Origin of the sequence: Streptomyces sp. NPDC060064 (assembly GCF_042736455.1) — a bacterium.
Classification (GTDB): domain Bacteria; phylum Actinomycetota; class Actinomycetes; order Streptomycetales; family Streptomycetaceae; genus Streptomyces.
Window position 1 is genome coordinate 133437 of record NZ_JBHWWF010000014.1, and the last position, 26266, is coordinate 159702.

Here is a 26266-nt window from a genome sequence, read left to right on the forward strand (position 1 = left end):
ACAAGGCTCGACAGGAGGGGCGACGCGCATGGGTGACAAGCACGTCGAGACGATGCGGCTGCTGTGGGGCCCCCACCCCAGGCCCGCGCGAGGCCCCAAACCGACACTTGACCTGGACCGCATCGCGCGGGCCGGGATCGAGGTCGCCGACTCCGAGGGCTTGGGCGCTGTGTCCATGCAACGGGTCGCCGCGCTGCTGGACGTCACCAAGATGGCGCTGTACCGGTATGTGCCGGGCAAGGCCGAGTTGGTCGCGTTGATGGTGGACGCCGCGCTCGGCGCGTACCCGACCGAGGCTGAGCGGCCTGACGGCTGGCGGGACCGGCTCGAGGACTGGGCTCGTCGACTGATCGCTGTCTTTCGCCGGCACCCATGGGCGCTGGATGCCACCGTCGGGCCGCGGGTCATGGGTCCCGCGGAGCTGTCCTGGATGGAGCGGGCAATCTCGGCGCTGGACGGTACCGGGCTCAGCGGCGCCGAACGGATGGATGCCGCGGTCCTGTTGGCCGGACACGTACGCGCCATCGTCCAGCAGACCCGCGCGGCAGGTCCGGCAGGCAACCCCGAGGCCCAGCTGGGCGCCATCCTCGGAGAGCTGATGCAGGCACACGGTGAGCGCTTCCCCGCCCTCACTGCTGCGCTCGCCTCGGCGGCTCAGCCCGGCGAGGGTGACCAGGCATGGGAGTTCGGCCTGCAGCGCATCCTGGACGGATTGGCCGTACTCATTGACCGGCGCGCCCGCTGATTGTCAGCTCGATTTCGACGCCGGTGCACACCGCGCGCGAAAACTGAAACGGCCGGGCGGATGCGCAGAAGGCATCCGCCCGGCCGTTCAGCCCCCGTCCCCCGTATTCACATGGTCTGGAACGGTCCGGAAAGGTCTCGAAGGGTCTAGAAGTCGTCGTCGAAGCCGACCGAGCCCTCGACCGCCACCTGGTAGGCGGAAGGACGGCGCTCGAAGAAGTTCGTCAGCTCCTGGACGCCCTGCAGCTCCATGAAGGAGAACGGATTCTCCGAGCCGTACACCGGAGCGAAGCCCAGCCGCGTCAGCCGCTGGTCGGCGACGCACTGGAGGTATTCGCGCATCGACTCGGTGTTCATACCGGGCAGACCGTCGCCGCACAGATCGCGGCCGAACTGCAGCTCCGCCTCGACGGCCTCCTTCAGCATGTCGGTGACCTGCTGCTGGAGCGCATCGTCGAAGAGCTCGGGCTCCTCCTTGCGGACGGTGTCCACGACCTCGAAGGCGAAGTTCATGTGCATCGTCTCGTCCCGGAACACCCAGTTGGTGCCGGTGGCCAGACCGTGCAGCAGACCGCGGGAGCGGAACCAGTAGACGTACGCGAACGCGCCGTAGAAGAACAGGCCCTCGATGCACGCCGCGAAGCAGATCAGGTTCAGCAGGAAGCGACGGCGGTCGGCCTTCGACTCCAGCCGGTCGATCTTCTCGACCGAGTCCATCCACTTGAAACAGAACTGGGCCTTCTCGCGGATGGAGGGGATCTCCTCGACCGCGTCGAAGGCGGCCGCGCGGTCGTCCGGGTCCGGCAGATAGGTGTCGAGCAGCGTCAGATAGAACTGGACGTGCACCGCCTCCTCGAAGAGCTGACGGCTCAGATAGAGCCGCGCCTCCGGGGAGTTGATGTGCTTGTAGAGCGTCAGCACCAGGTTGTTGGAGACGATCGAGTCACCCGTCGCGAAGAACGCGACCAGCCGGCCGATCATGTGCTGCTCACCGGCGGAGAGCTTGGCGAGGTCGGCCACGTCGGAGTGGAGATCGACCTCCTCCACGGTCCAGGTGTTCTTGATCGCGTCGCGGTAGCGCTCGTAGAAGTCCGGGTAACGCATCGGACGCAGGGTCAGTTCGAAGCCCGGGTCCAGCAGGTTCTTCTCGGTGTTCGGGGTGGTCATTACTGGCAGGCCTCGCAGGACTCGGGGTTTTCGAGGGAGCAGGCGATCGCGTCCGCGTCGGGGGCCGACGACTGCTGTACGGGGATGGAGGCGGCGGTCGCCGCAGCGCCGGAGCCGGCCGCACGGGCGATCCGCGTCGCCGGCCGGGAGCGCAGGTAGTACGTCGTCTTCAGCCCCTGCTTCCAGGCGTACGCGTACATCGAGCTGAGCTTCCCGATCGTCGGCGTCTCCAGGAAGAGGTTCAGCGACTGGCTCTGGTCCAGGAACGGCGTACGGGCCGCCGCCATGTCGATCAGGCCGCGCTGCGGGATCTCCCACGCCGTGCGGTACAGCGCGCGGACGTCGGCCGGGATCCAGCTGAAGCCCTGCACCGAGCCGCTGGACTCGCGCAGCGCCTCACGGGTCTGCGCGTCCCAGACGCCCAGCTTCTTCAGCTCCGCCACCAGGTAGCCGTTGACCTGGAGGAACTCACCGCTGAGTGTCTCGCGCTTGAAGAGGTTGGAGACCTGCGGCTCGATGCACTCGTAGACACCTGCGATCGAGGCGATGGTCGCGGTCGGCGCGATGGCGAGCAGCAGGGAGTTGCGCATGCCGGTCGAGGCGACCCGGGCGCGCAGCGCGTCCCAGCGCTCCGGCCAGTTCAGCTCGACGTCGTAGTGGTCCGGGTGCAGCACGCCACGGGCCGCGCGCGTCCGGGACCAGGCGGGCAGCGGGCCGTTGCGCTCGGCGAGGTCGCAGGACGCCTCGTACGCCGCGAGCATGATCCGCTCGGCGATCCTCGTGGAGAGCGCCTTCGCCTCGGCCGAGTCGAAGGGCAGGCGGAGCTTGAAGAAGACGTCCTGGAGGCCCATCGCGCCCAGGCCCACCGGCCGCCACTTGGCGTTGGAGCGGCCGGCCTGCTCGGTCGGGTAGAAGTTGATGTCGACGACACGGTCGAGGAAGGTGACGGCGGTACGGACGGTCTCGTCGAGCCGCTCCCAGTCGATGCCGCCGTCGGCGACGAACGCACCCAGGTTGACCGAGCCGAGGTTGCAGACGGCCGTCTCACCGTCGTCCGTCACCTCGAGGATCTCGGTGCAGAGGTTCGAGGAGTGGACCGTGTGGCCCGGCTCCGCCGTCTGGTTGGCGGTGCGGTTGGAGGCGTCCTTGAAGGTCATCCAGCCCTGGCCGGTCTGGGCGAGCGTCCGCATCATCCGGCCGTAGAGGTCACGGGCCGGCATGGACTTCTGCGCGAGACCGGCGGCCTCGGCCTTGCGGTACGCCGCGTCGAACTCGTCGCCCCACAGGTCGACCAGCTCCGGCACATCCGCGGGCGAGAACAGCGACCAGTCGGCATCCGCCTCGACGCGGCGCATGAACTCGTCGGGGATCCAGTGCGCGAGGTTCAGATTGTGCGTACGCCGGGCGTCCTCGCCGGTGTTGTCGCGCAGCTCCAGGAACTCCTCGATGTCGGAGTGCCAGGTCTCCAGGTAGACGGCGGCGGCGCCCTTGCGCCTGCCGCCCTGGTTCACCGCGGCGACCGAGGCGTCGAGGGTCTTGAGGAACGGGACGATGCCGTTGGAGTGGCCGTTGGTGCCCCGGATCAGCGAACCGCGGGAGCGGATACGGGAGTAGGAGAGGCCGATGCCGCCCGCGTGCTTCGAAAGACGGGCCACCTGGTGGTAGCGGTCGTAGATCGAGTCGAGCTCGTCCAGCGGCGAGTCCAGCAGATAGCAGGAGGACATCTGCGGGTGGCGGGTGCCGGAGTTGAAGAGCGTGGGCGAGGAAGGGAGGTAGTCGAGGCGGCTCATCAGGCCGTACAGCGCGGCGACCTCGTCCAGGGCACGGACCGAAGCGTCCTCGGCGAGGCCGCAGGCGACGCGCAGCATGAAGTGCTGCGGGGTCTCGATGACCTGACGGGTGATCGGGTGCCGGAGCAGATAGCGGCTGTAGAGGGTGCGCAGACCGAAGTAGCCGAAGCGGTCGTCGGCGGTCTGGTCGACGAGGGCATCCAGCCGCGCGGCGTGCAGCGTCACGAACTCGGCCGTACGGTCCGCGATCAGGCCCTCGCGGTGCCCGACCGCGACGGATGCGGAGAAGGCCACCGAGCCCTGTCCGGCTGCCTCGTCCGCGATATGACGGGTCAGCAGGCGGGCGGCGAGCCGCGAGTAGGCAGGGTCCTCGGAGATCAGCCCCGCGGCCGCGTCGGTGGCGAGGCTCCGCAGCTCGGCCGCGTCCGACCCGGCGTGCCGGCCGCGCAGCGCGGCGGCGGCGACACGTCCGGGGTCGGTGTCGGGCAGATCGGCGGTGAGGTCCGTGAGGGTCCGCAGCAGTGCGGTCCCGGGGCCGTCGGCCACCTGCTCGGAGATGCCTGAAGCCGGATCGGCTGGCGCGATGGTCACGTGGTGCTCTCCCTCGCTCGGCTCTGGGCCGGCGGGGGAGGGGAGGCCGGTACGGGCGTACGTACCCGTCGAAGGGCAGCACACCGCACGGCGTCCACCGGCCCAACCGCGAGGCCCGGACGTCTCGGCACCCGGTTCGGTCGAGCCGGATGCACCGTCGGCAGGTCCTCGGACTGGCGGGGTACGACAAAGCGCACCGCATCACACCGTTGCGGGACAGTTCCGGATTCACACCGGATTCCCCTGCGTCGACAGCGACCATGAGCATACATGTGGGGGCCGCTTGATGCGGCACCCCCCACATGTTGTGTCATGGCGCACTGCGGCTCCAACGCGTAAGGGAGCAAGGTGATCCCGGGGACGGTCTGGATATCCGCCCCGGACCCCGCGCCTCAATCGCCGTTGTGGCTTGATGTGCGGGGCTTGATTTGCTGCCCGCCCAACAGCCAAGGGCCGTCGCGCCCCTCCCGGGAAACGCAACGGCCCTCACGCCGGCCCGACCGTCAGTGACTCACCCCTGCCGTCGCCGACGGCAGTTCCACCTGGACGCCCGCGTCGCCCGCGTCCGCCGTGTAGTCCGACGGGCTGGTCTCGTCGACGCCCTCCGGGGCCCCCAGCGCCCGCATGGCGAACGTCAGGACCACCGTCACCACCACGTTCAGGATGAACGCCGTGAGGCCGATGTAGCCGATCTCGCCGAGGCCGGGGATCTCCGCCGACGAGCCGCCGAAGTGCTTCTGTGTCGGGCTCGCGACTCCGTACGCCGCCGACGTGCCGTAGATCATGCCGACCGCCCAGCCCGCCAGCAGCGCCCAGCGGTGGAACCAGCGCGTGAACAGGCCGCCGACCAGAGCCGGGAAGGTCTGGAGGATCCAGATGCCGCCAAGGAGCTGGAAGTTGATCGCCACTGTCTTGTCCATCGTCAGAACGAAGACCAGCGCGCCCACCTTCACCAGCAGCGAGACCAGCTTGGAGACCTTCGTCTCCTGCGCGGGCGTCGCGTCCGGCTTGATGAAGTCCTTGTAGATGTTCCGGGTGAACAGATTCGCCGCCGCGATCGACATGATCGCCGCCGGCACCAGCGCGCCGATGCCGATCGCCGCGAACGCCACACCCGCGAACCAGTCCGGGAACATCGTCTCGAACAGCTGAGGGATCGCCAGCTGACCGTTCTGCACCTTGATACCGGCCGCGATCGCCATGAACCCGAGCAGCGCCAGCAGACCCAGCATCAGCGAGTACAGCGGCAGGATCGTGGTGTTGCGGCGGATCACATCACGGCTGCGCGAGGACAGCGTCGCCGTGATCGAGTGCGGATACATGAAGAGCGCGAGCGCCGAGCCCAGCGCCAGCGTCGCGTAACCCCACTGGCCCGCCTCGCCCGGCGCCAGCGCACCCCGTGGCTTCTCCGTCGCCGGGTTGATCTGCGCGAACGCGTCGCCCGCCTTCGCGAAGATGTCGTCGAAGCCGCCGAGCTTGATCGGGATGTAGATGATCGCCACCGCGATGACGATGTAGATCAGCGCATCCTTGACGAACGCGATCAGCGCCGGCGCCCGCAGGCCGGACGAGTAGGTGTACGCCGCCAGCACACCGAAGGCGATCAGCAGCGGCAGGTCCTTGACGAACCAGCTGGTCGTCTCGCCACCGCCGACGCCCATCACATCGAGTACCGCCTGGATGCCGACCAGTTGGAGCGCGATGTACGGCATCGTCGCCAGGATGCCGGTGACGGCGACCGCCAGCGAGAGGCCCTTCGAGCCCCAGCGCCCGCGCACGAAGTCCGAAGTGGTGACGTATCCGTGCTTGTGCGACACCGACCACAGCCGCGGCAGAAAGGTGAAGATCAGCGGGTAGACGAGGATCGTGTACGGCACGGCGAAGAAGCCCGCCGCGCCCGCCGCGTAGATCGCCGCCGGGACGGCGACGAAGGTGTACGCCGTGTACAGGTCGCCGCCGAGCAGGAACCAGGTGACCCAGGTGCCGAACGAACGGCCGCCCAGGCCCCATTCGTCGAGGCTGTCGCTCTCGGCCTTGCGCCAGCGCGCGGCCAGGAAGCCCATGACCGTGACGGCCAGGAAGAAGAAGATGAAGACGCCGAGCGCGACGCCGTTCACGCCGTCCTTCACTTCGACGCACCTCCCTTGCGGGCGCGCTGGTCACGCTGCCACAGCTGGTAAGCGATCATGGTGAGTGCGGTCGAGATGACCACCCAGAGCATCTGGTACCAGTAGAAGAACGGGATCCCGATGAAGGCCGGTTCGGTCTTCGCATACGAACTGACCCAGAGCATTGCCACAAACGGCGCGAAGAGGCAGAGGGCGACGATCACGCGCACCGGCGTGATGACCGGTGGTTTCGCTTCAGGAACTTCAGGCACTTCCGGCGCTTCTGGCGCCTCAGGCTCTGCTGACATACGGCGACTCCGTCCCCTCGCTGATCACCTGTACCTGTAATGCGCAGGAAATGTAGGCGAGGCTTTCGAACCGAGTCACCCCCGTCCGCATATCGGTACGGCAACGACTTCGCGTCGCGCCCGGGCACGGTGGCCGCAAACATGACATAGCGCCGCAACGGCAGTTGCGGCGCTGTGCCGATGAACCTCGGCGGGGCAGGGTGTGCGGGCCGGACCGCGGTTCAGGGACCGGTTCAGGGTCGGTTCAGGGTGCGGGGCGCTGAAGTCTCGCCACGAACTTGTACCGGTCGCCCCGGTACACCGAGCGCACCCACTCCACGGGCTCGCCCTGCGCGTCGAGCGAGTGGCGCGACAGCATCAGCATCGGCAGGCCCACGTCCGTACCGAGCAGCCCCGCCTCGCGCGGCGTGGCCAGCGAGGTCTCGATCGTCTCCTCGGCCTCGGCCAGATGGACGTCGTACACCTCCGCCAGCGCCGTGTAGAGCGAGGTGTACTTCACCAGGCTGCGCCGCAGCGCCGGGAAGCGCTTGGCCGACAGATGCGTCGTCTCGATCGCCATCGGTTCGCCGCTCGCCAGCCGCAGCCGCTCGATCCGCAGCACCCGTCCGCCGGCCGCGATGTCCAGCAGTCCGGCCAGCGTGTCGTCGGCCGTGACATACCCGATGTCCAGCAGTTGCGAGGTGGGCTCGAGGCCCTGGGCCCGCATGTCCTCGGTGTACGAGGTGAGCTGGAGGGCCTGCGAGACCTTGGGCTTGGCCACGAAGGTGCCCTTGCCCTGGATGCGCTCGAGGCGGCCCTCGACGACCAGTTCCTGGAGCGCCTGGCGCACCGTCGTACGCGAGGTGTCGAACTCCGCGGCGAGTGTGCGCTCCGGCGGCACGGGCGTGCCGGGCGGCATGGTCTCCGTCATGTCCAGCAAGTGGCGCTTCAGCCGGTAGTACTTGGGCACGCGTGCGGTACGGGTCTGTGCCCCGCCCTCGGTCTCGGTGCCGCCCCCGTCCGTGGCCATGGCCCGCCTTCCCGACTCTTGTGCTGCTGCCGTCACCGGCTCCTCCGTCTGTTGCGGCTCACATGGTGGCACGGTCCGGTCACGGGTCGTCGACCTCCCTCAGGTGTCGGTCCGATAACGGAGGTGACAGCCCTTCTTATACACCCTTGACACCCCTAAAGGTCTAGGCCAAGCTCCCGAGTACTGGTCTAAACCATTAAAGACCAGGTCCCAGCCCCACGAGCAGTACTCGTCGTATGTCTTCGCGGTGGGCAGGGGGGTTGCAGGCATCCCTGAGGAGGGTGGCGTGAAGCGCAAGCTCATCGCGGCGGTAGGCGTCGCGGGCATGATGATCGGCCTTGCGGCCTGTGGTGATTCGGACAAGGGCGGGGACAAGGCCGGCGGCGGCGACGCCAAGGAGCTGACCGTCTGGCTGACGGTGGACGCCCAGAACAACTGGCCCGATCTCGTGAAGGCCGCCGACGACGCGATCGTCAAGAAGCACCCGGGCATCAAGATCAAGCACGAGTACTACGGCTGGCCGGACAAGAACGCCAAGCTCGACGCCGTACTCGCCACGGACAAGGCTCCGGACGTGGTCGAGATGGGCAACACCGAGATGCTCGGCTACATGACCAAGGGCGCGTTCGCCGAGGTCGACCCGAAGAAGTTCGAGCAGTCGGACGCGTGGCTGGACGGCCTCAAGGAGTCCGTCACGTACGACGGCAAGACCTACGGTGTCCCGTACTACGCCGGTGGCCGTGTCGGCACCTGGCGCAAGGACATCGCCGCCGAGGCCGGCGTGAAGGCCGCCCCGAAGACGTACGCGGAGCTCACCGCCGCCCTGGACAAGATCCAGGAGAAGAAGGGCGACAAGTTCAGCGCCTGGTACCAGCCTTCGCCGGACTGGTACGCCGCGATGTCCTTCGTGTACGACGCCGGTGGCTCCATCGCCAAGAAGGACGGCGACACCTGGAAGGCCAACCTCTCCTCGCCCGAGTCCCTCAAGGGCCTCAATGAGTACAAGTCGATCCTCGACAAGTACATGCACGGCGACAAGACGAAGGACGAGTCCGACCGTCCGGTCGTCTTCGGCCAGGGCAAGTCCGCGACCATCTTCAGCGCGGCCTGGGAGGGCGGCACGGCCGCCGACCCGAAGAACGACAAGGTCGGCAAACTCGCCGACAAGCTCGAGAACTTCGTGATGCCCGGCCCGAACGGCAAGGCTCTTCCCGTCTTCCTCGGCGGCTCCGATCTGGCCGTCCCGGTCAAGTCCAAGGCGCAGGACGTCGCGGCCGAGTGGATCAACGCCTTCACCGGCGCCCAGGGCCAGAAGGGTCTGCTCGCCAAGGGCAACCTGCCCAACAACAAGACCGACCTGGCGACCCTGAAGAACGACCCGAAGACGGTGGTCCCGGCCACCGCCGCCGAGTCCAACTGGTTCGTCCCGATGGCACCGGGCTGGGGTCAGGTCGAGAAGGCCCAGACCCTCAAGACCATGCTGCAGCAGATCGGCACCGGCAAGAAGTCGGTGGCGGACGCCGCGAAGGCCGCGGACGCCGCGATCGACAAGGTCATCAACACCAAGTGACCCAAGGGCAGGGCCCCGTCACCGCGACGGGGCCCTGCCGCTCGTACCGGGAGAGGGACCGCTGAGGAGCACGGGATGAGTGCCGCAGAGACAACCACCGCCACGGTGCCGCCGACGCGGCAATCGCCACCACCGGGGACCGGCGCAGCCACCCCGGCAAAGCCCGGCAGAAAGCCGACAGCAGACGGGGCAGGAGTGCCCTGGCTGCTGCTCGCACCCTGCCTGCTCATCCTTCTGCTCGTCCTCGGCTATCCGCTGGTACGGCTGGTCACCCTCTCCTTCCAGAAGTTCGGCCAGCCCCAGCTGTGGGGCTTCAAGGACCCGGAGTCGGTCGGCTTCGACAACTTCTCCAAGATCCTCGGGGACAGCGAGTTCTGGACCGTCGTCATACGGACCGCGGTCTTCGCCTTCAGCGCCGTGGTGCTGACCATGGTCATCGGCATGCTGATCGCGCTGCTGCTGCAACGGGTCTCCGGCTGGGTGAAGACCCTGATCAACATCGCGCTCGTGGCGAGCTGGGGCATGCCCATCATCGTCGCCACCGCGATCTTCAAGTGGCTCTTCGACGCCGACTACGGCGTGCTCAACTGGCTGCTCTCCAGGCTGCCCGGAGTCGACATGGTCGGCCACAACTGGTTCGCCAGCGGCCCCCAGGGCCTCGCCGTGATCATCCTGCTGGTGGTCTGGGGCGCCGTGCCCTTCGTCGTGATCACACTCAGCGCCGGCCTCACCCAGGTGCCCAAGGAGCTCGAAGAGGCCGCCCGTCTCGACGGCGCCGGCGCCTGGGGAGTCTTCCGCTTCGTCACCCTGCCGATCCTCAAGCCCATCATCGTGATGCTGACGACGCTCTCGGTGATCTGGGACATGGGTGTCTTCCCGCAGGTCTTCGTGATGCGCAACGGCCATCCCGAGGCGGAGTTCCAGCTGCTCACCACGTACTCGTACGACAAGGCCTTCGTCGTCAACGATTACGGCACCGGCTCGGCGATCGCGCTTGTCACCGTGATCCTGCTGCTCGGTGTGGTCGCGGTCTATATGCGCCAGATGCTCAAGATCGGAGAGGTGGAGTGACTTCGACCGCCGCGGCTCCCGCCGCCACCCGCCGTCCCAGGAAGAGCCGGCTCGGCTGGAATCTGCTCGGCCTCCTTGTCTTCGTCACCGCGGGCTTCCCGGTCTACTGGATGCTGAACACGGCGTTCAAGCCGGCCAAGGACGCCATCGACCCCGACCCGCACTTCTTCCCCAACGTCTTCACGACGGAGAACTTCCGGCGGGCCCTGGACATCGCCGACTTCTGGGGACCGGTCGGACGCAGCCTGACCGTCTCGCTCGTCGTGGTCGTCATCGGCATCGCGGTCGGCATGCTCGCCGCGCTCGCGATATCCCGGTTCGCCTTCCGCGGCCGCAAGATCGTGATCGTCGGCATCCTCGCGGTCCAGATGATCCCGCTGGTCGCCATGATCATCCCGGTCTTCCTGCTGCTGAACGACCTCGGTCAGTACGACAGGCTTACGGGCTTGATCATCACGTATCTGACCTTCATCCTCCCCTTTACGGTGTGGACGCTGCGCGGATTCATCGTCAACATCCCCAAGGAGCTGGAGGAGGCGGCGATGGTCGACGGCTGCACCCGCACCGGCGCCTTCATCCGCGTGGTCTTCCCGCTGCTCGCCCCGGGCATGGTCGCCACCTCGGTCTACGGCTTCATCCAGGCCTGGAACGAGTATCTGTACGCACTGATGCTGATGAGCCAGCAGAACCAGACCGCCACCGTGTGGCTGGGCAACTTCACCACCAAGAACGGCACCGAGTACGCCCCGATGATGGCGGGCGCCACGATGATGGCCATCCCCATCGTGATCCTCTTCCTCCTCGTTCAGCGCAAGATGGCCGCGGGTCTGACGGCCGGCGCAGTGAAGGGATGACGCCGTCCACATGACAACTCTCGTACGCAGTACAGACACCCTGACCCGCGACGCGCTCGCCGTCCTGCAGCCGGGCTTCGTCGGCACCACCGCGCCGGACTGGCTGCTGCGCCGGATCGGCGAAGGCCTCTCGGCCGTCGGCCTGTTCGGCCGCAATATCGTCTCGCCCGGTCAGCTGGCCGCGCTCACCGCGCAGTTGCGGGCCGAGCGGGACGACGTACTGGTCGCGATCGACGAGGAGGGCGGGGACGTCACCCGGCTTGAGGTGCGCACCGGCTCCTCCTTCCCCGGCAACTACGCGCTGGGCACGGTGGACGACACGGACCTCACCCGGGCCGTCGCCCGAGAGCTCGGCCGCCGGCTCGCCGAGTGCGGCGTCGACCTCAACTGGGCGCCGTCCGCGGACATCAACTCCAATCCGGACAACCCGGTCATCGGCGTACGGTCCTTCGGTGCCGACACCGCGCTCGCCTCCCGCCACACCGTCGCGTACGTCGAAGGCCTCCAGTCCTCCGGAGTCGCCGCCTGCACCAAGCACTTCCCCGGACACGGCGACACCAATGTGGACTCGCACCATGCGCTGCCCCGGATAGACGTGGATCTCGACACGCTGCACGCCCGTGAGCTGGTGCCTTTCCGCGCCGCGATCGCGGCGGGTTCCAAAGCGGTGATGAGCGCGCATATCCTGCTTCCCGCGCTCGACCCGAACCGCCCGGCGACGCTGAGCCCGCAGATCCTCACCGGTCTGCTGCGCGAAGAGCTGGGCTACCAGGGCCTGATCGTCACCGACGGCATGGAGATGCAGGCCATTTCGGCGGCGTACGGCATCGAGCGCGGCTCCGTCCTCGCGATCGCCGCGGGCGCCGACGCGATCTGCGTCGGCGGCGGCCTGGCCGACGAGGAGACCGTACTGCGGCTGCGCGACGCGCTGGTCGCGGCAGTACGGGACGGCGAACTGCCCGAGGAGCGGCTGGCCGACGCGGCGGCGCGGGTACGCGCCCTCGCCGACTGGACGCGCCGGGCCAGGGGGGCTGCAGCGGAGCCGGGTGCGGCTGCACAGGAGGGGACCGCGCCCGGCACCGACATCGGCCTTGTCGCGGCGCGCCGGGCGGTGCGGGTGACAGCGGGGGAGGTGCCGTACGAACCGCTGACGAGCCCTCCGTACGTAGCCGCTTTCACGCCGGTCGCGAACATCGCCGTGGGGGACGAGACTCCGTGGGGAGTGGCGGCGGAGCTGGCCGCGATACTGCCGGGCACGACGACCGACACCTATGGCAGCGCTGCTGACGGTACGACCGATACACCCTCTCTGGTCGGAAATGTGCTGGGTCTTGCGGGGGACCGTAGGATCGTCGCTGTAGTACGCGACGTCCACCGCCACCCCTGGATGGCGGACGCTCTGGACGCCCTGATCGAGGCCCGTCCCGACACGGTCGTGGTCGAGATGGGTGTGGACCGGGCGGAGCCGAGGGGGGTCCTGCACATCGCGACCCATGGCGCCGCCCGCGTCTGCGGACGGGCCGCCGCGGAGGTCATCACCGGCAAGGGCGCCGGGGGCTGACCGACGCGGGCCGTGCTGTACCGGGAGACCCTTCCGTCCCCGGCACAAGGAATGCCACATGGAGGCAGCCAGCATGTCCGCCACGAGTTCGGCCGAACAGAGCGAGCGTCCGGGCCGGATCATGTCCGGCGAGATGGCGGAGCAGCCGGCGGTGCTGCGGCGCATCCTCGAGGAGGGCGCGCCGAAGATCCGCGAGGCGGCGGCGGCGATCTCGGCGCGGGGCCCGCGCTTCGTGCTGCTGACCGCGCGCGGCACGTCCGACAACGCCGCGCTGTACGCGAAGTACCTGCTCGAGATCCAGCTGGGTCTGCCGTGCGGGCTGACCTCCATGTCGACGACGACGGCGTACGGAGCACGACCCGATCTGACCGACGTCCTGGTCATCACGGTCAGTCAGTCCGGCGGCTCACCGGATCTGGTGGCGTCGACGAAGGCGGCGCGGGAGGCGGGCGCGATCACGCTGGCGGTGACCAACAACGCGGATTCCCCGCTGGCGGCGGTCTCCGAATTCCACATCGACATCCTGGCCGGCCCGGAGAATGCGCTCCCGGCGACGAAGACGTACACCGCGTCGCTGCTCGCGCTCTATCTGTTCGTGGAGGGTCTGCGCGGCGGCGACGGCGCGGCGGCGAAGCTCCTCCCGGAGCTCGCCGCGCAGATCCTGTCCCGCCAGGACGAGGTGCGGCAGCTGGCCTCCCGCTACCGCTTCGCCGAGCGGATGGTGATCACGTCGCGGGGTTACGGCTACCCCACGGCGAAGGAGGCCGCGCTGAAGCTGATGGAGACGAGCTACATCCCGGCCCTCGCGTACTCCGGCGCGGATCTGCTGCACGGCCCGCTGGCCATGGTCGACAACATCTCCCCGGTCATCGCGGTGGTCACCGACGGCAAGGGCGGCGAGGCCCTCCAGCCGGTCCTCGACCGCCTCCGCGGCCGCGGCGCGGACCTGGTGGTGATCGGTCCCAAGCTCCAGGTCGACGCGGCCTCGGCGGGCTTTGTCCTCCCGGTGGACGGCGTCCCGGAGGAACTCCAGCCGATCCTGGAGATCCTGCCGCTGCAGCTGCTGGCGTACGAGGTGACGATCGCGCGCGGCCAGGACCCGGACGCGCCGCGTGCTCTGGCGAAGGTGACGGAGACGCACTGAACGGTGACGAGACCCGCTGACAGGGGCTGAGGGGGCTGAAGGGGGCGCAGGCACCCGCGGGCCGCGGCGCCGTGACGGGACCCTCAACCCGTACGGCACCGCAGCCCGGAGCTGCTCCGGCCGGCAGGTGTGCGGTCCCGCTCGGCCGTGTGAGAGGTATCGACGCAGTCAGGGCAGAGAGCGCCGGGTACCTCGTTCCACTCTCCTGTGCGGGGAGGGTGGAGGCTTTACTCAAACATTCTGGACTAGACCATTCTCCACTGTCCATCCATCTGCAGAGCTTAGTTCCGGTCCATCCTCCGGCACGGGCGGACGGCTCAACCGGTTCACCCCGAAGGTACGCTCGCAGATGTGCCCTCCATGAACGACCTCGTACGCCAGCACACAGCCCTCAGTGAATCCGACCTCGAGTGGCTCCATCTGCTGGTCTCGGAGTGGCAGCTGCTCTCCGACCTCTCCTTCGCCGACCTCGTCCTCTGGGTCCCCACCCTCGACGGCACCCGCTATGTCTCGGTGGCCCAGATGCGGCCCAACACGGGCCCCACCTCCTACCAGGACGACATGGTCGGCCATCTCGTCCCCCGCGGCCGCCGGCCGCTGCTGGACGCCGCGCTCGACGAGGGGCGGATCGTGCGCGAGGGCGACCCGGAGTGGCGCGAGGAGGTGCCGGTGCGGGTCGAGTCCATCCCCGTACGCCGCGAGGGCCGAGTCCTCGGCGTCATCGCGCGCAATACGAACCTGCTGACCGTACGGACGCCTTCCCGGCTGGAGCTCACCTACCTCCAGTCCGCCTCCGACCTCGCCCAGATGATCGCCGCAGGATCGTTTCCCTTCCCCGGGCAGCAGGTCGACATGGATGCGTCGCCGCGCGTCGGCGACGGGCTGATCAGGCTCGACGCCGACGGCGTCGTCCAGTACGCGAGCCCCAACGGCCTCTCCGCGTACCACCGCCTCGGCCTTGCCTCCGACCTCGTCGGACATCACCTCGGCCAGACCACCGCCGAACTCGCCCCGTCCCGCGGTCCGGTCGACGAGGCCCTGGTCAAACTTGCCAGCGGCTACGCGCCGCGCGAGACCGAGGTCGAGGGCAATGGCGGCGTCATCCAGCTGCGCGCCATCCCGCTCAAGCCCAAGGGCGTCCGGATCGGCTCTCTCGTACTTCTCCGTGACGTCACCGAACTCCGCCGCCGCGAGCGCGAGTTGATAACCAAGGACGCCACCATCCGGGAGATCCACCACCGGGTGAAGAACAACCTCCAGACGGTCGCCGCCCTGCTCCGTCTCCAGGCCCGCCGGATGGATTCCGAAGGCGGCCGGGAGGCGCTCAACGAGGCGGTACGGCGCGTCGGTTCGATCGCGATCGTCCATGAGACGCTTTCCCAGAATCTGGACGAGCGCGTCGAGTTCGACGAAATCGCGGACCGGGTCATCGCGATGGTCGCCGAGATCTCGCCGGGCAAGGTCGACTGCCGCCGTACGGGACGGTTCGGGATCCTCGACGCCGAAGTCGCCACACCGCTCTCCATGGTCCTGACCGAGGTGCTGCAGAACGCCCTCGAGCACGCCTTCGCGCAGGGGGAGCGCGGCTCGGTCGAGGTCGCGGCGGTGCGGGCCGATCAGCGCGCGGAGACCAGCCGGCTGCTGATCACCGTCCAGGACGATGGCCGCGGTCTGCCGGAGGGCTTCGATCCGCAGCGCGCCGGCAATCTGGGTCTGCAGATCGTACGGACCCTGGTGGAAGGGGAGTTGGGCGGAACCTTCGACATGGTTCCGGTCCCGGCGCCAGGTCGTGGCACCCGCGTCGTTCTCGACATCCCTGTCCAGGGCGAGAAGTAGAGAAGCAGAAGTAGGCGAGAAGCGGGAAGCAAGAGAGCCGGAACAGCAATGAGCCCCGGACCGTGTGGAACGGTCCGGGGCTCGAAGCTCACGTTGCTATGCGCATCGGGGGTACTGCGCGCTGCGGCTCGAAGGCGGTGAATGCGTACTCTCTGTACGCGGCGCCGGGCTCAGGCTCGTAGCAGGGGGGCGTCAGGCGCTGGCGTTACGCGCCCGGTTGCGAGCGGCGCGACGCTTCATCGCACGACGCTCGTCCTCGCTGAGGCCACCCCAGACGCCGGAGTCCTGGCCGGACTCGAGCGCCCACTGCAGGCACTGCTCCATGACGGGGCAGCGACGGCAGACGGCCTTGGCTTCCTCGATCTGCAGCAGCGCAGGACCAGTGTTGCCGATGGGGAAGAAGAGCTCGGGGTCTTCCTCGCGGCAAACGGCGTTGTGACGCCAGTCCATGGCTGCTACCTCTCCTTGGTATTACATTCAGGTTGCTTGTGAATGTGAACGCTTTCACGAATCCCCCCACGAGGGAAGGGCCGACTGCCAGTTACCCGGCGTGGTCCTGGGTTCTAAGGGGGGGTTCTGGCGGTCTGTGGGGCCGATGTTGCGGGCCGTCCCGATCGCCATGTAGAGATTCGCAAACCTCGGCGGCGGATACAACCCCTTCCGGAAACTTTTTTTTGATTCCTCGGTGTCGACTAGGTCACAGCCGTACTTCTATGGGGTGGAGCCCAGCCCATACGTTCGAGATAAAGGACTTTCGGTCCTTCCGCTCACACAATCACACGCAGTGCACGGCGTACGCCTGTGAACGTCACGCTCGTACGGAGCCCCAGATGGTCACCGTCCATCTGGAACGGCAGCGGAACCTTTGAATTCAAGGTGAAGTCCGTCAGGTCATGGAGAGTGACGGCGTGCTTGCCGCGCGGTCCGCGCTCGGGGGTCGAGGTGAGCAGCTGGGTGGCGTACCGGGCCACGGCGGGGGCAGACAGCTTGGACAGTGCGACGAGGTCCAGGGCGGTGTCGAACGAGGCCGCCGGGGAGGCGTACACCGGGCGATTGCCCAGGTAGGTCCAGGGGGCGGTGTTGCAGACTATGGACAGCACGAGATCGGTGACCGGGTCCTTGCCGGGGCGGTCGAGGGTGATCGGGCCGTGCCGGCGGTGGGGCTCGTCCAGATACTGCCGTACCACTTGGCGCATATAGAGGGCGTGAGTGGAGCGCTTGCCGCGCTCCCGCTGCTGTTCGACCCGGCCGATGACGCTCGCGTCGAAACCGAGTCCGGCGCAGAAGGTGAACCAGCGGGGCGGGGCCGACTCGTCCTTCGTGCCCGGGGTGCCGGCCGCGCGACCGAGGCCGATCGTCCGCTCGGTCCGGTCGCGGAGCGCGTCAAGGATCGCGCCGGTCGCCTCCACGGCGTCGTTCGGGAGCCCGAGGGCCCGGGCGAAGACATTCGTCGAGCCGCCGGGGACGACGGCGAGGCGGGGGAGGCGGTCGGGGTCGGGACCGTTGTGGAGCAGACCGTTGACGACCTCGTTCACGGTGCCGTCGCCGCCGAGGGCGACGACCAGCTCCGTGTCGTCGGAATCTGCGGCCTGACGGCCGAGGTCGCGGGCGTGTCCCCGGTACTCCGTCGTGACGACTTCCAGCTTCATCTCGCTGGCGAGGGCGTGGATGAGTACGTCACGGGTGCGAGCACTGGTGGTGGTTGCTGCCGGATTGACCACAAGAAGTGCGCGCATGCGCAGCAGCGTACCCAGTGGTGGGTACCGGGCCCAGACCCGGGCTTCCCACGCGGGCTACCCTGCAGAGGTGAGCGATGACCAGACCCCCCGACCTGCCCGTCTGACCGCCGCGGCCGCGGTATCCGGTCTGGAGGGCCTGGCACTGGCCGCGGGCGGCGTCTACATGCTCGTGCTGGGGCTGCTCGGCCGGCCTGACAGTCCCTCGCAGGCGGAGATGGGCGGAGTGACACTTATCGCACTCGGCGCGATCCCGCTGATCGCGGCGAGGGGGCTTCTGCTGCGGCGCAGCTGGAGCCGGGGTCCGGCGATCATCACGCACCTGATGGCGCTGATCCCGTCGTGGACGCTGCTGCGTTCGTCGGCCGGGCTGATCCCGCTCGGCATCGTGCTGGCGATGGTCGCTTTGACCGGCCTGGTGCTGCTGGTCAACCCGACGACGACAGAGGCGCTGGGCATCCGGGGCGGCGCGGCGCGGGACGCGTAGCGGGTGCGGGTTCTTTCCCACCCGCCCGCCCTTGATGTGGTGAGGGGGCACGGTCCCCCACGCCCCCCGCGAGGCGGCGCCGGCTTCGCGGCGCTGGTTGTTGTCGGGGACGGGGCCACGCCCTGGGAATCGCCGGCTTGTCGGCGCGCGCCGGAGCGTCCGACCGTGGGCGGTCCTGAGTCGGCCTGTGCCGGACCGGGCGTTTCGGGCGGGAGCGTCGTGCTTCGCGGCGTGGATGCTCCGCCGCCGGGGCGTTGGGCCGGACCGGGCGCTTCGGCGCGCGCCCCGCGCCGGGCGGCCCCGGCCGTCCCTACTCCTCCACCAGCAGCTTCTCGCGCAGCTGGGCCAGGGTGCGGGCCAGCAGGCGGGAGACGTGCATCTGGGAGATGCCCACCTCCTGCGCGATCTGCGACTGCGTCATGTTGCCGAAGAACCTCAGCAGCAGGATCCGCTTCTCGCGCGGCGGCAGGTCCTCCAGCAGCGGCTTCAGTGACTCGCGGTATTCGACGCCCTCAAGGGCCTCGTCCTCCGCGCCCAGCGTGTCCGCCACCGCCGGGGACTCGTCGTCCGTGTCGGGGACGTCCAGGGACAGCGTGGAGTACGCGTTCGCGGACTCCAGGCCCTCCAGGACCTCCTCCTCCGAGATGCCCAGGCGTTCCGCCAGCTCGTGCACCGTCGGGGAGCGGCCGTGCTGCTGGGAGAGCTCCGCCGTCGCCGTGGTCAGGGCGAGCCGCAGCTCCTGCAGGCGGCGCGGTACCCGTACCGCCCAGCCCTTGTCGCGGAAGTGGCGCTTGATCTCGCCGACGACCGTGGGCGTCGCATACGTCGAGAACTCGACGCCCCGCTCCGGATCGAACCGGTCCACCGACTTGATCAGACCGATCGTTGCGACCTGCGTCAGATCGTCCAGCGGCTCGCCGCGATTACGGAAGCGGCGCGCCAGGTGCTCGACGAGCGGCAGGTGCATCCGCACCAGCTGGTTGCGCAGCTCCGCCCGCTCCGGCGAGCCGTCGGGCAGCTTGCGCAGCTCGATGAACATCACCCGCGCAGCGCTGCGGTCATGTGGATCGTGCTGCTTCTCGTGCACGTGCTCGCTCATACGGTCCGCCCGCTCTGCCTGCGCCTGCTCCGCCGCGGCCGTCTGGCCGTCAAGTCCGTCCTCCGGGTGCGGCCGCGCCTCCTGCTCCGGGATGTCAGTCGGCGCGCTCAGCATCCGGGGTCCGCGCTCCTCGTCCTGCACCGGACCGCCCCCGTCCCTCACGCCGGCCCGGGTCCCGCGCCGCGCTGTTTGTACAGGCTGATGGAGACCGTACGGTCGTCCGCGACCGTGGAGTCGACCTTGCCCGCCAGTGCCGACAGCACCGTCCAGGCAAAGGTGTCACGCTCCGGCGCGCGACCGTCGGTCGTCGGCGCCGAGACCGTGACCTCGAGCGAGTCGTCGACGAGCCGGAACACGCAGCTGAGAACGGAGCCGGGCACAGCCTGCTGCAGCAGAATCGCGCACGCTTCGTCAACCGCGATCCGCAGATCCTCGATCTCGTCGAGGGTGAAGTCCAAGCGCGCTGCGAGGCCGGCCGTGGCCGTACGCAGCACGGACAGGTAGGCACCCGCAGCGGGCAGCCGGACTTCCACGAAGTCCTGGGTCCCGGGCTCGCCTGCGATCTGGGACACCCTCACCTCCAAGGTGGCACAAGCTCTTTCGGGGCTACGGGAGGGGAGATCCCGAAGCCGTCGCTACGCATTTGTACGTAGCCGGTACTGGCCCGGCGACGCTATCGCGATCCATGGTGCCCTGTCGCCGGGACCCCCAGTCGATGACTGTCACTCATGGTAAGCATATGAGTACACACAGTGGCTAGAGGTTTGCGGCGCCCAATTGCGAGGACCCAGCGGAGGATTGACGTACCCACGCGTCAGACGATCGAACCGTCGACGAAGCACCAGCGCCAGACGGCTCCCGGCTCGAAGCTCCGCATCACCGCGTGCCCGGTCTCCCGGAAATGCGCTTCGGCGTGCTGGTGGGGGGAGGAGTTGCAGCAGCCCACGTGGCCGCAGACCAGGCAGAGCCGCAGCTGTACGGGGTGGCTGCCGATCGCCAGACACCCCGGGCACGTCTCGCTCAACGGAGCAGGTTCCGGGTGCGGCAGTTTTCGTACATGCGGGCACTCGCTCATGATTGCCAGACTACGACGCGGCCCTCGGGCGTCGTACGGACGTGAGGAGGGCGAAAATGGACGTACTGCCGCTGGTGGCGCTGATCGCGGCCAGCGCCGCGATCGCCGGGGCGGCCCGCCGGACTCCGGTCCCGGCACCGCTGCTGCTGGTGACGGCGGGGCTGATCGCCGCGTACGTGCCGGGGGTGCCCGACTACACGCTCGACCCGAACATCGTGCTGCCGCTGGTGCTGCCGCCGCTGCTGTACAAGGCCGCGGTCGACAGTTCGTACCTCGACCTCCGGGCGAATCTGCGGCCCGTCGCGCTGCTCTCGGTCGGCTATGTCCTCTTCGCGACCGTCGCGGTCGGTTACCTCGCCTTTCTGCTGGTGCCGGACCTGCCACTGACCGCGGCGCTGGTGCTCGGCGCGGTGATCGCGCCGCCGGACGCGGTCGCCGCGACCGCGATCGCCCGCCGGCTGGGCCTGCCGAGCCGGATCACCACGATTCTGCAGGGCGAGTCCCTGGTGAACGACGCGACCGCGATCACCGCGTTCAGGGTGGCGCTGGCCGCGGCGGTCGGCGAAGGCGCGAGCTGGGCCGGCGGCATCGAGGAGTTCGTGCTGGCTTCGGTCGGCGGAGTCGTCGTCGGCCTGGTGCTGATGGTGCCGATCCACTGGCTGCGTACGCATCTCAAGGAAGCGCTCCTGCAGAACACGCTCTCGCTGCTCATCCCGTTCGTCGCGTACGCGGCGGCCGAGCAGGTCGGGGCGTCCGGAGTGCTCGCCGTGGTCGTCGTCGCGCTCTATCTCGGGCACCGCTCCTGGCAGGTCGACTTCGCGACCCGGCTGCAGGAGGAGGCGGTCTGGAAGATGGTCGCGTTCATCCTCGAGTCCTCGGTCTTCGCGCTGATCGGGCTGCAACTGCCCTACGTACTCAAGGGTCTCGGCGGGTACGGCGTCGGCGAATCGCTCTGGTACGCCTTCGGGGTCTTCGTCGCCGTGGTCGTGGTGCGGTTCGTCTGGGTCTTCCCGGCGACATTCCTGCCGCGCTGCCTGTCGAAACGGATCAGGGAGCGCGAGTCGGACACCAACTGGACCGCGCCGGTGGTGGTGGGCTGGGCCGGGATGCGAGGCGTCGTCTCGCTGGCGATCGCCTTCTCCATCCCGTTGACGACGGCGGACGGCGAGCCCTTCCCGGCGCGGAACCTGGTCCTCTTCCTGACCTTCACGACGGTGATCTCGACGCTGGTGGTGCAGGGGCTCACGCTGCCGGCGCTGATCCGGGCGCTGAAGCTGCCCGGCCGCGACCGGTACGCCGAGACGCTGGCCGAGGCACAGGCCCAGAGCGAGGCCTCGCAGGCGGCGGAGGTGCGGTTGAACGAGCTGCTGGAGGACGAACAGGGCGCGCTGCCGCCGCCGCTCGTCGACCGGCTGCGGACCGTGATGGAGCGGCGGCGGAACTCGGTCTGGGAGCGGCTCGGGACGGTGAACGAGGTGACCGGCGAGTCGGCGGACGACACCTACCGGCGGTTCGCGCGGGAGATGATCGACGCCGAGCGCGAGGTCTTCGTACAGCTGCGGGACCAGCGGCGGATCGATGACGAGATGATGCGTACGCTGCTGCGCCGGCTGGATCTGGAGGAGGCGGCCGCCTACCGCGAGGAATCGTCCTGACCGGTGATGACGGCGGCGACGGTGGTGCCGGGCGGGAAGGCGCCCTCGGCGGCGAGCGCGGTGAGGCCGTACAGCATCTTGGCGACGTAGACGCGCTCGACGGGCAGCCCGTGGCGGGCCTCGAAGTCCGCGGCGAAGGCGTCCAGCCCGGGGGTGGTACGGGCGTATCCACCGAAGTGGAAGCGCTCGTCGAGGGACCAGTTCCCGGCGGGGCCGCCGAACGCCTCCCGCTGGAGGGCGCGTATGGAGTCGCCGAGGAAGCCGCCCCTGAGGACCGGGAACCCGATGGCGCGCCGGCCCGGCCCGAGGCCGGCCGCGAGTCCGGCGAGGGTCCCACCGGTCCCGCAGGCGACGGCGATGACGTCCGCGACGTCGCGGAGTTCGTGGCCGAGGGCGGTGCAGCCCTGGGCGGCGAGGGCGTTGCTGCCGCCTTCCGGGACGACGTAGATGTCCCCGGCCCCGCCCCGTCCCGAACCGGCGGCCCCTCCTCCTGCGCAACGCTGCTCCATCGATTCCGCCGCAGCCGTCAGGATGCGCTCCCGCACCTCCGGGGCGTCCTTCCCGCGGTACGCCGCGCGGTCCACGAAATGCAGGTGCATACCGTCCGCCGCGCACCGGGACAGCGAGGGGTTCAAGGGGCGCGAGGCCAGTTCGTCGCCGCGGACTATGCCGATCGTCGCGAAGCCCAGCAGCCGGCCCGCGGCCGCCGTGGCACGCAGGTGGTTGGAGTACGCGCCGCCGAACGTCAAGAGCGGCCGGCCGGCCGCCGCGTGCAGGTTCGGGGCGAGTTTGCGCCACTTGTTGCCCGGGAGGTCCGGGTGGATCAAGTCCTCGCGCTTGAGCAGCAGACGTACGCCGTGGCGGGCGAAGCGCTCATCCTCGACCGGCTGCAGCGGCGACGGCAGCCGCGGCCGCAGCGCGGCGGTGAGGTCGAACGCTTCCCAGGTCACCTGCCCATTGTCACTTCAGACGCTCGTCGATGCGTGCGCGCATCGAGTTCATCGTGAAGCCCCGCGGGTCGACCTTCCCCGGCTGCCATTCCAGGTGGCCGATCACCGACCGCGCGGTCCAGCCGTGGCGCCGGCAGATCGCCGCCGCGGCCTTCTCGATCGCCTCCAGCTGGACCGCCGGCCATGGATCCTCGCCGTCGCCGAGGTTCTCGCACTCGAAGCCGTAAAAATGGCGGTTTCCATCGGTGTTCGCCTCGTTGTCCGGCGGGAGAGCTTTCTCCGCGATGACCGCGCGCAGCACGTCGTCGTCGCCCAGACCCGCATGGTTGGCGCGCCCGTAGCCGACGAGATGGACTCTGCCGTCCTTGGTGATGACGCCGTGACAGAGCGGACCCGGCAGGCTCGCGTAACCGTCCCGGCAGATACGGACGGTGCTCGCGGAGCCCTTGGTGACGGTGTGATGGATCATCACGCCGTGGACGGGGCCCCAGGGGCCCTTGTGGTTGCGGTTGTGCGTACGCCATTCGCCGACTTCGACGACCGTCAGCCCCTCGTCGCGCAGGGCGTCGAGGAAGCTGTTCGCGGACATGGGTGGTGACATGGCCGTCTCCTTGTGGGGGTGAGGGGATCGGAGCGGAATGTTCCGGGCGGAATGCTCCGTATCGTGCTTGTACCCGAACTCCCGTGGATGGACCATCCGTTCACACGGTGAGCGAGCCGATCCGGACAGTGCCCCGGGCCCACCCGATCCAGTCCCACTCATTTGTGTAATGGCGCCGGAACTCGCTGTGCTGGAAGGCTTCCCTTCGCAGGTCAGACCCCATGATCGAGAGGGAGTCCCATGTCGGTTGGTTCGGTTGGTCCGGTCGGCGACGAGATCCGCGGGCAGCAGACGGCGCAGCAGCAGAGTCTCGGTACGGCAGCCGCGCGGAACCTTGCGACCACCACCAAGTCGGTCCCGCAGATGCAGGAGATCACCTCACGGTGGCTGCTGCGCATGCTGCCGTGGGTGCAAGTACAGGGCGGTACCTACCGGGTGAACCGCCGCCTGAGCTACTCGGTCGGCGACGGACGCGTGACGTTCGTGCAGACCGGCGACCGGGTGGCGGTCATCCCCGCCGAGCTCGGCGAACTGCCCGCACTGCGGGAGTTCGGCGACGAGGCGGTGCTTGCCGAGCTGGCGAACCGCTGTGAGCAACGGGAGTTCGCGCCCGGCGAGGTGCTGGCCGCATCCGGCTCGGAAGCGGGTCGCGTCTTCCTCCTGGCGCACGGCCGGGTGGAGCAGCTCGGCAGCGGCCCGTACGGCGACGAGGCGGTGCTCGGCGTCCTCGCCGACGGTGCGTACTTCGGCGACCGGACGCTCACGGACCGGGAAGCCGTCTGGGAGTACACCGCACGCGCGGCGACCGCATGCACCGTGCTCGTCCTGACCAGGGACGATGTGCTGAACCTCGCGGAGCGTGAGGAGTCGCTGCGTACGCATCTGGCCGGGCTCTCCGAACTGCCGCAGCAGCGGACCAACAAGTACGGCGAGGCGGAGATCGATCTGTCCGCCGGCCATGTCGGCGAAGCCGTCGTACCGCACACCTATGTCGACTACGAAGCGGCGCCGCGCGAGTACGAACTGAGCGTCGCCCAGACCGTACTGAAGGTCCACAGCCGCGTCGCCGACCTCTACAACCAGCCGATGAACCAGACCGAGCAGCAGTTGCGGCTCACGATCGAGGCGCTGCGGGAGCGCCAGGAGCACGAGCTCGTCAACAACCGGGAGTTCGGCCTGCTGAACAACTGCGACTACGGTCAGCGGCTGCAGCCGCACGACGGAGTGCCGAGCCCCGACGACATGGACGAACTGCTGTCGCGGCGGCGCGGGTCGAAGCTGTTCCTCGCCCACCCGCGGGCCGTCGCCGCCTTCGGGCGCGAGTGCAACAAGCGCGGGCTGGTCCCCGAGACTGTGGAGGTCGCCGGGCATCATGTGCCGGCTTGGCGCGGCGTGCCGATCTTCCCGTGCAACAAGATCCCGGTGAGCGACGCCCGTACGACGTCGATCATCTGTATGCGTACGGGCGAGGCCGATCAGGGCGTCATCGGACTGCAGCAGAGCGGAATCCCGGACGAGATCGAGCCGAGCCTGTCCGCGCGCTTCATGGGCATCGACGAGCAGGCGATCATCTCCTACCTGGTCACGGCCTACTACTCGGCGGCGGTGCTCGTGCCCGACGCGCTCGGCGTCCTGGAGAACGTCGAGGTCAGCCGCTGGCGGTGAACCGACGCGGCCGGGGGCCCGGTGCCACGCGGCGCCCCCGGCGCGACAGCTCGGCCCAACACCTCGAAAGGAACGCTGAGTTGACCATGCAGGACACCGTCGAGGGCAGCGAGGCCGTCGCGCTTCTCGGACGCACCAGAAGCACCGTCGATCCGCAACTGCGCGCGACCGTCGAGTCGTTGCCGGCATCCATACGCCCCGTCGCGATGTACCACTTCGGCTGGGAGCATGCCGACGGGGCGCCGGCCGCGGGAGCGGCGGGCAAGGCCATCAGGCCCGCGCTCGTACTGGCCGCCGCCCGGGCGCTGGGCGGAGACCCGCAGCCGGCCGTACGGGCGGCTGCCGCTGTGGAGCTGGCGCACAATTTCACGCTCCTCCACGACGACGTCATCGACGAGGACACCACCCGCAGGCACCGCCCCACCGCCTGGACGGTCTTCGGCACCCCGGCCGCCATCATCGCGGGCGACGCGCTGCTCGCTCTCGCGCTGCAGCTGCTCGCCGAGGACCGGCACCCCGCGTCGGCCGCCGCGTCGAAGCGGCTCACGGCCTGCGTCGTCGAGCTGTGCGCCGGACAGCAGGCGGACTGCGCCTTCGAGGAGCGTGCGCCGCACGAGGTCTCCCTGGAGGAGTGTCTCGACATGGCGACGGCCAAGACCGGGGCGCTGCTCGGCTGTGCGTGCGCGCTCGGCGCGCTGTACGCGGGCGCGGGTGAGGAGGAGGTGGCTGCCATGGACGCTTTCGGGCGGGAGGCGGGGCTCGCCTTCCAGCTCATCGACGATCTGGTCGGGATCTGGGGAGACCCCGACCGGACAGGCAAACCGGCAGGCGCCGATCTGGCGGCCCACAAGAAGTCCCTGCCGGTGGTCGCGGCGCTGGCATCGGGCACCCCGGCGGGCGCCGAGCTGGCGCAGCTCTACCGCGGGCCTATGGACGCCTCGGCAGTCCGCCGTGCCGCCGAGGCGGTCGACCGTGCGGGCGGCCGCGACTGGGCGCAGCTGCAGGCGGCCGACCGGATGGCGGGTGCCGTCCATGAGCTCTCGCGCGCGGTGCCGGACCTGTCGGCGGCGGGCGATCTGCTGTCCCTGGCCGAATTCGTCACTCGCCGCACACGCTGAGGCCCATGTGGCGTGAGCCGAACAGGAGTTGAGGCATCCGGTTCCCTCCCCGGGAAATGCCTTGCGCAACCACTACAAGTGGAGCACTATGGGCGGAGTGGTTCCGGCAGGGAAGACCCCACGCCTT

23 protein-coding genes and 1 riboswitch are annotated in these 26266 nt (G+C 69.0%); of the genes, 11 read left to right on the forward strand and 12 right to left on the reverse strand.

Annotation, left to right across the window (positions count from 1 at the left end):
• Positions 1-28 precede the first annotated feature (28 nt).
• Positions 29-745 (forward strand): TetR/AcrR family transcriptional regulator C-terminal domain-containing protein, encoded by a 717-nt coding sequence (locus ACFWDI_RS18620; RefSeq protein ID WP_385305229.1) that lies wholly within the window; start codon positions 29-31, stop codon positions 743-745.
• A 146-nt stretch (positions 746-891) separates the two neighbouring features.
• Here ACFWDI_RS18620 and ACFWDI_RS18625 read toward each other — a convergent pair whose 3' ends face one another.
• The 5 genes from ACFWDI_RS18625 to ACFWDI_RS18645 all read right to left on the reverse strand — a co-directional run bounded on the left by ACFWDI_RS18625 (position 892) and on the right by ACFWDI_RS18645 (position 7717).
• Positions 892-1911, reverse strand: coding sequence for a ribonucleotide-diphosphate reductase subunit beta (locus tag ACFWDI_RS18625; RefSeq protein ID WP_327325978.1), 1020 nt, complete (start codon positions 1909-1911; stop codon positions 892-894).
• Entirely contained in the window at positions 1911-4292 is a 2382-nt protein-coding gene (locus ACFWDI_RS18630) for a ribonucleoside-diphosphate reductase subunit alpha (protein ID WP_385305231.1), read from the reverse strand. Before ACFWDI_RS18630 ends, ACFWDI_RS18625 begins: the two co-directional genes overlap by 1 nt.
• Positions 4293-4433: 141 nt before the next feature.
• A riboswitch (cobalamin riboswitch) is annotated at positions 4434-4570 on the reverse strand.
• Positions 4571-4795: 225 nt separating this feature from the next.
• A complete protein-coding gene (mctP, locus tag ACFWDI_RS18635; protein ID WP_385305232.1) occupies positions 4796-6421 on the reverse strand; it encodes a monocarboxylate uptake permease MctP in 1626 nt (541 codons plus the stop codon).
• Complete coding sequence (locus ACFWDI_RS18640; RefSeq protein ID WP_385305233.1) at positions 6418-6708, reverse strand: DUF3311 domain-containing protein; 291 nt, start codon at positions 6706-6708, stop codon at positions 6418-6420. The genes mctP and ACFWDI_RS18640 overlap by 4 nt, the downstream gene beginning before the upstream one ends.
• A gap of 244 nt (positions 6709-6952) precedes the next feature.
• On the reverse strand, positions 6953-7717 hold the full coding sequence (locus ACFWDI_RS18645) for a GntR family transcriptional regulator (RefSeq protein WP_385305235.1): 765 nt from the start codon (positions 7715-7717) through the stop codon (positions 6953-6955).
• Positions 7718-8003: 286 nt separating this feature from the next.
• On the opposite strand from ACFWDI_RS18645, the gene ACFWDI_RS18650 reads away from it, so the two are divergent.
• The 6 genes from ACFWDI_RS18650 to ACFWDI_RS18675 all read left to right on the forward strand — a co-directional run bounded on the left by ACFWDI_RS18650 (position 8004) and on the right by ACFWDI_RS18675 (position 15753).
• A complete protein-coding gene (locus tag ACFWDI_RS18650; protein WP_385305237.1) occupies positions 8004-9287 on the forward strand; it encodes an extracellular solute-binding protein in 1284 nt (427 codons plus the stop codon).
• A 75-nt stretch (positions 9288-9362) separates the two neighbouring features.
• The gene (locus tag ACFWDI_RS18655; RefSeq protein WP_385305239.1) at positions 9363-10358 is read left to right on the forward strand and encodes a carbohydrate ABC transporter permease; all 996 of its coding nucleotides are present in this window, start codon (positions 9363-9365) and stop codon (positions 10356-10358) included.
• Positions 10355-11212 (forward strand): carbohydrate ABC transporter permease, encoded by an 858-nt coding sequence (locus tag ACFWDI_RS18660; RefSeq protein WP_385305241.1) that lies wholly within the window; start codon positions 10355-10357, stop codon positions 11210-11212. Before ACFWDI_RS18655 ends, ACFWDI_RS18660 begins: the two co-directional genes overlap by 4 nt.
• Before the next feature lie 10 nt (positions 11213-11222).
• Positions 11223-12773 carry a glycoside hydrolase family 3 protein gene (locus ACFWDI_RS18665; RefSeq protein WP_385305242.1) on the forward strand — a complete coding sequence of 517 codons (1551 nt, stop codon included), beginning with the start codon at positions 11223-11225 and terminating at the stop codon, positions 12771-12773.
• A gap of 73 nt (positions 12774-12846) precedes the next feature.
• Positions 12847-13917: an SIS domain-containing protein gene (locus ACFWDI_RS18670; protein ID WP_385305311.1), complete on the forward strand. Its 1071-nt coding sequence runs from the start codon at positions 12847-12849 to the stop codon at positions 13915-13917.
• Between the two features lie 360 nt (positions 13918-14277).
• The gene (locus ACFWDI_RS18675) at positions 14278-15753 is read left to right on the forward strand and encodes a sensor histidine kinase (protein ID WP_385305313.1); all 1476 of its coding nucleotides are present in this window, start codon (positions 14278-14280) and stop codon (positions 15751-15753) included.
• A 192-nt stretch (positions 15754-15945) separates the two neighbouring features.
• On the opposite strand, the gene ACFWDI_RS18680 is transcribed toward ACFWDI_RS18675, so the two are convergent.
• Entirely contained in the window at positions 15946-16203 is a 258-nt protein-coding gene (locus ACFWDI_RS18680) for a WhiB family transcriptional regulator (protein ID WP_003953983.1), read from the reverse strand.
• Between the two features lie 317 nt (positions 16204-16520).
• A complete protein-coding gene (locus ACFWDI_RS18685) occupies positions 16521-17489 on the reverse strand; it encodes a diacylglycerol/lipid kinase family protein (protein ID WP_385305244.1) in 969 nt (322 codons plus the stop codon).
• A 70-nt stretch (positions 17490-17559) separates the two neighbouring features.
• Here ACFWDI_RS18685 and ACFWDI_RS18690 point away from each other — a divergent pair, with 70 nt between their 5' ends.
• The gene (locus ACFWDI_RS18690; protein ID WP_362686835.1) at positions 17560-17976 is read left to right on the forward strand and encodes a hypothetical protein; all 417 of its coding nucleotides are present in this window, start codon (positions 17560-17562) and stop codon (positions 17974-17976) included.
• Positions 17977-18286: 310 nt separating this feature from the next.
• Here the strand turns inward: ACFWDI_RS18690 and ACFWDI_RS18695 are convergent, their stop codons facing one another.
• From ACFWDI_RS18695 to ACFWDI_RS18705, 3 genes are all read right to left on the reverse strand, one after another.
• Positions 18287-19189, reverse strand: coding sequence for an RNA polymerase sigma factor SigF (locus ACFWDI_RS18695; protein WP_385305246.1), 903 nt, complete (start codon positions 19187-19189; stop codon positions 18287-18289).
• A 44-nt stretch (positions 19190-19233) separates the two neighbouring features.
• Positions 19234-19647 carry an anti-sigma regulatory factor gene (locus tag ACFWDI_RS18700; RefSeq protein ID WP_254375657.1) on the reverse strand — a complete coding sequence of 138 codons (414 nt, stop codon included), beginning with the start codon at positions 19645-19647 and terminating at the stop codon, positions 19234-19236.
• A 242-nt stretch (positions 19648-19889) separates the two neighbouring features.
• On the reverse strand, positions 19890-20150 hold the full coding sequence (locus ACFWDI_RS18705) for a UBP-type zinc finger domain-containing protein (protein WP_385305248.1): 261 nt from the start codon (positions 20148-20150) through the stop codon (positions 19890-19892).
• 56 nt (positions 20151-20206) lie between these two features.
• Between ACFWDI_RS18705 and ACFWDI_RS18710 the strand changes: the two genes are divergently transcribed.
• The gene (locus ACFWDI_RS18710) at positions 20207-21805 is read left to right on the forward strand and encodes a Na+/H+ antiporter (protein ID WP_385305250.1); all 1599 of its coding nucleotides are present in this window, start codon (positions 20207-20209) and stop codon (positions 21803-21805) included.
• Here ACFWDI_RS18710 and ACFWDI_RS18715 read toward each other — a convergent pair.
• Both ACFWDI_RS18715 and ACFWDI_RS18720 read right to left on the reverse strand, forming a co-directional pair.
• Complete coding sequence (locus ACFWDI_RS18715) at positions 21784-22755, reverse strand: 1-aminocyclopropane-1-carboxylate deaminase/D-cysteine desulfhydrase (protein WP_385305252.1); 972 nt, start codon at positions 22753-22755, stop codon at positions 21784-21786. The two genes, ACFWDI_RS18710 and ACFWDI_RS18715, sit on opposite strands and share 22 nt — an antisense overlap.
• A 10-nt stretch (positions 22756-22765) precedes the next feature.
• Positions 22766-23356, reverse strand: coding sequence for an N-acetylmuramoyl-L-alanine amidase (locus tag ACFWDI_RS18720; RefSeq protein WP_385305254.1), 591 nt, complete (start codon positions 23354-23356; stop codon positions 22766-22768).
• Between the two features lie 240 nt (positions 23357-23596).
• Here ACFWDI_RS18720 and ACFWDI_RS18725 point away from each other — a divergent pair, with 240 nt between their 5' ends.
• Both ACFWDI_RS18725 and ACFWDI_RS18730 read left to right on the forward strand, forming a co-directional pair.
• Positions 23597-25021, forward strand: coding sequence for a family 2B encapsulin nanocompartment shell protein (locus tag ACFWDI_RS18725; RefSeq protein WP_385305256.1), 1425 nt, complete (start codon positions 23597-23599; stop codon positions 25019-25021).
• Between the two features lie 86 nt (positions 25022-25107).
• Positions 25108-26139 carry a family 2 encapsulin nanocompartment cargo protein polyprenyl transferase gene (locus ACFWDI_RS18730; protein ID WP_385305315.1) on the forward strand — a complete coding sequence of 344 codons (1032 nt, stop codon included), beginning with the start codon at positions 25108-25110 and terminating at the stop codon, positions 26137-26139.
• Positions 26140-26266: the final 127 nt, after the last annotated feature.

Bases quoted from the DNA above. Each gene is read 5' to 3' on its own strand.
- ACFWDI_RS18620 (WP_385305229.1), top strand. From the start codon at position 29: ATGGGTGACAAGCACGTCGAGACGATGCGGCTGCTGTGGGGCCCCCAC.
- ACFWDI_RS18625 (WP_327325978.1), bottom strand. From the start codon at position 1,911: ATGACCACCCCGAACACCGAGAAGAACCTGCTGGACCCGGGCTTCGAA.
- ACFWDI_RS18640 (WP_385305233.1), bottom strand. From the start codon at position 6,708: ATGTCAGCAGAGCCTGAGGCGCCAGAAGCGCCGGAAGTGCCTGAAGTT.
- ACFWDI_RS18645 (WP_385305235.1), bottom strand. From the start codon at position 7,717: ATGGCCACGGACGGGGGCGGCACCGAGACCGAGGGCGGGGCACAGACC.
- ACFWDI_RS18655 (WP_385305239.1), top strand. From the start codon at position 9,363: ATGAGTGCCGCAGAGACAACCACCGCCACGGTGCCGCCGACGCGGCAA.
- ACFWDI_RS18665 (WP_385305242.1), top strand. From the start codon at position 11,223: ATGACAACTCTCGTACGCAGTACAGACACCCTGACCCGCGACGCGCTC.
- ACFWDI_RS18670 (WP_385305311.1), top strand. From the start codon at position 12,847: ATGTCCGCCACGAGTTCGGCCGAACAGAGCGAGCGTCCGGGCCGGATC.
- ACFWDI_RS18675 (WP_385305313.1), top strand. From the start codon at position 14,278: ATGAACGACCTCGTACGCCAGCACACAGCCCTCAGTGAATCCGACCTC.
- ACFWDI_RS18680 (WP_003953983.1), bottom strand. From the start codon at position 16,203: ATGGACTGGCGTCACAACGCCGTTTGCCGCGAGGAAGACCCCGAGCTC.
- ACFWDI_RS18685 (WP_385305244.1), bottom strand. From the start codon at position 17,489: ATGCGCGCACTTCTTGTGGTCAATCCGGCAGCAACCACCACCAGTGCT.
- ACFWDI_RS18695 (WP_385305246.1), bottom strand. From the start codon at position 19,189: ATGCTGAGCGCGCCGACTGACATCCCGGAGCAGGAGGCGCGGCCGCAC.
- ACFWDI_RS18705 (WP_385305248.1), bottom strand. From the start codon at position 20,150: ATGAGCGAGTGCCCGCATGTACGAAAACTGCCGCACCCGGAACCTGCT.
- ACFWDI_RS18710 (WP_385305250.1), top strand. From the start codon at position 20,207: ATGGACGTACTGCCGCTGGTGGCGCTGATCGCGGCCAGCGCCGCGATC.
- ACFWDI_RS18720 (WP_385305254.1), bottom strand. From the start codon at position 23,356: ATGTCACCACCCATGTCCGCGAACAGCTTCCTCGACGCCCTGCGCGAC.
- ACFWDI_RS18725 (WP_385305256.1), top strand. From the start codon at position 23,597: ATGTCGGTTGGTTCGGTTGGTCCGGTCGGCGACGAGATCCGCGGGCAG.
- ACFWDI_RS18730 (WP_385305315.1), top strand. From the start codon at position 25,108: ATGCAGGACACCGTCGAGGGCAGCGAGGCCGTCGCGCTTCTCGGACGC.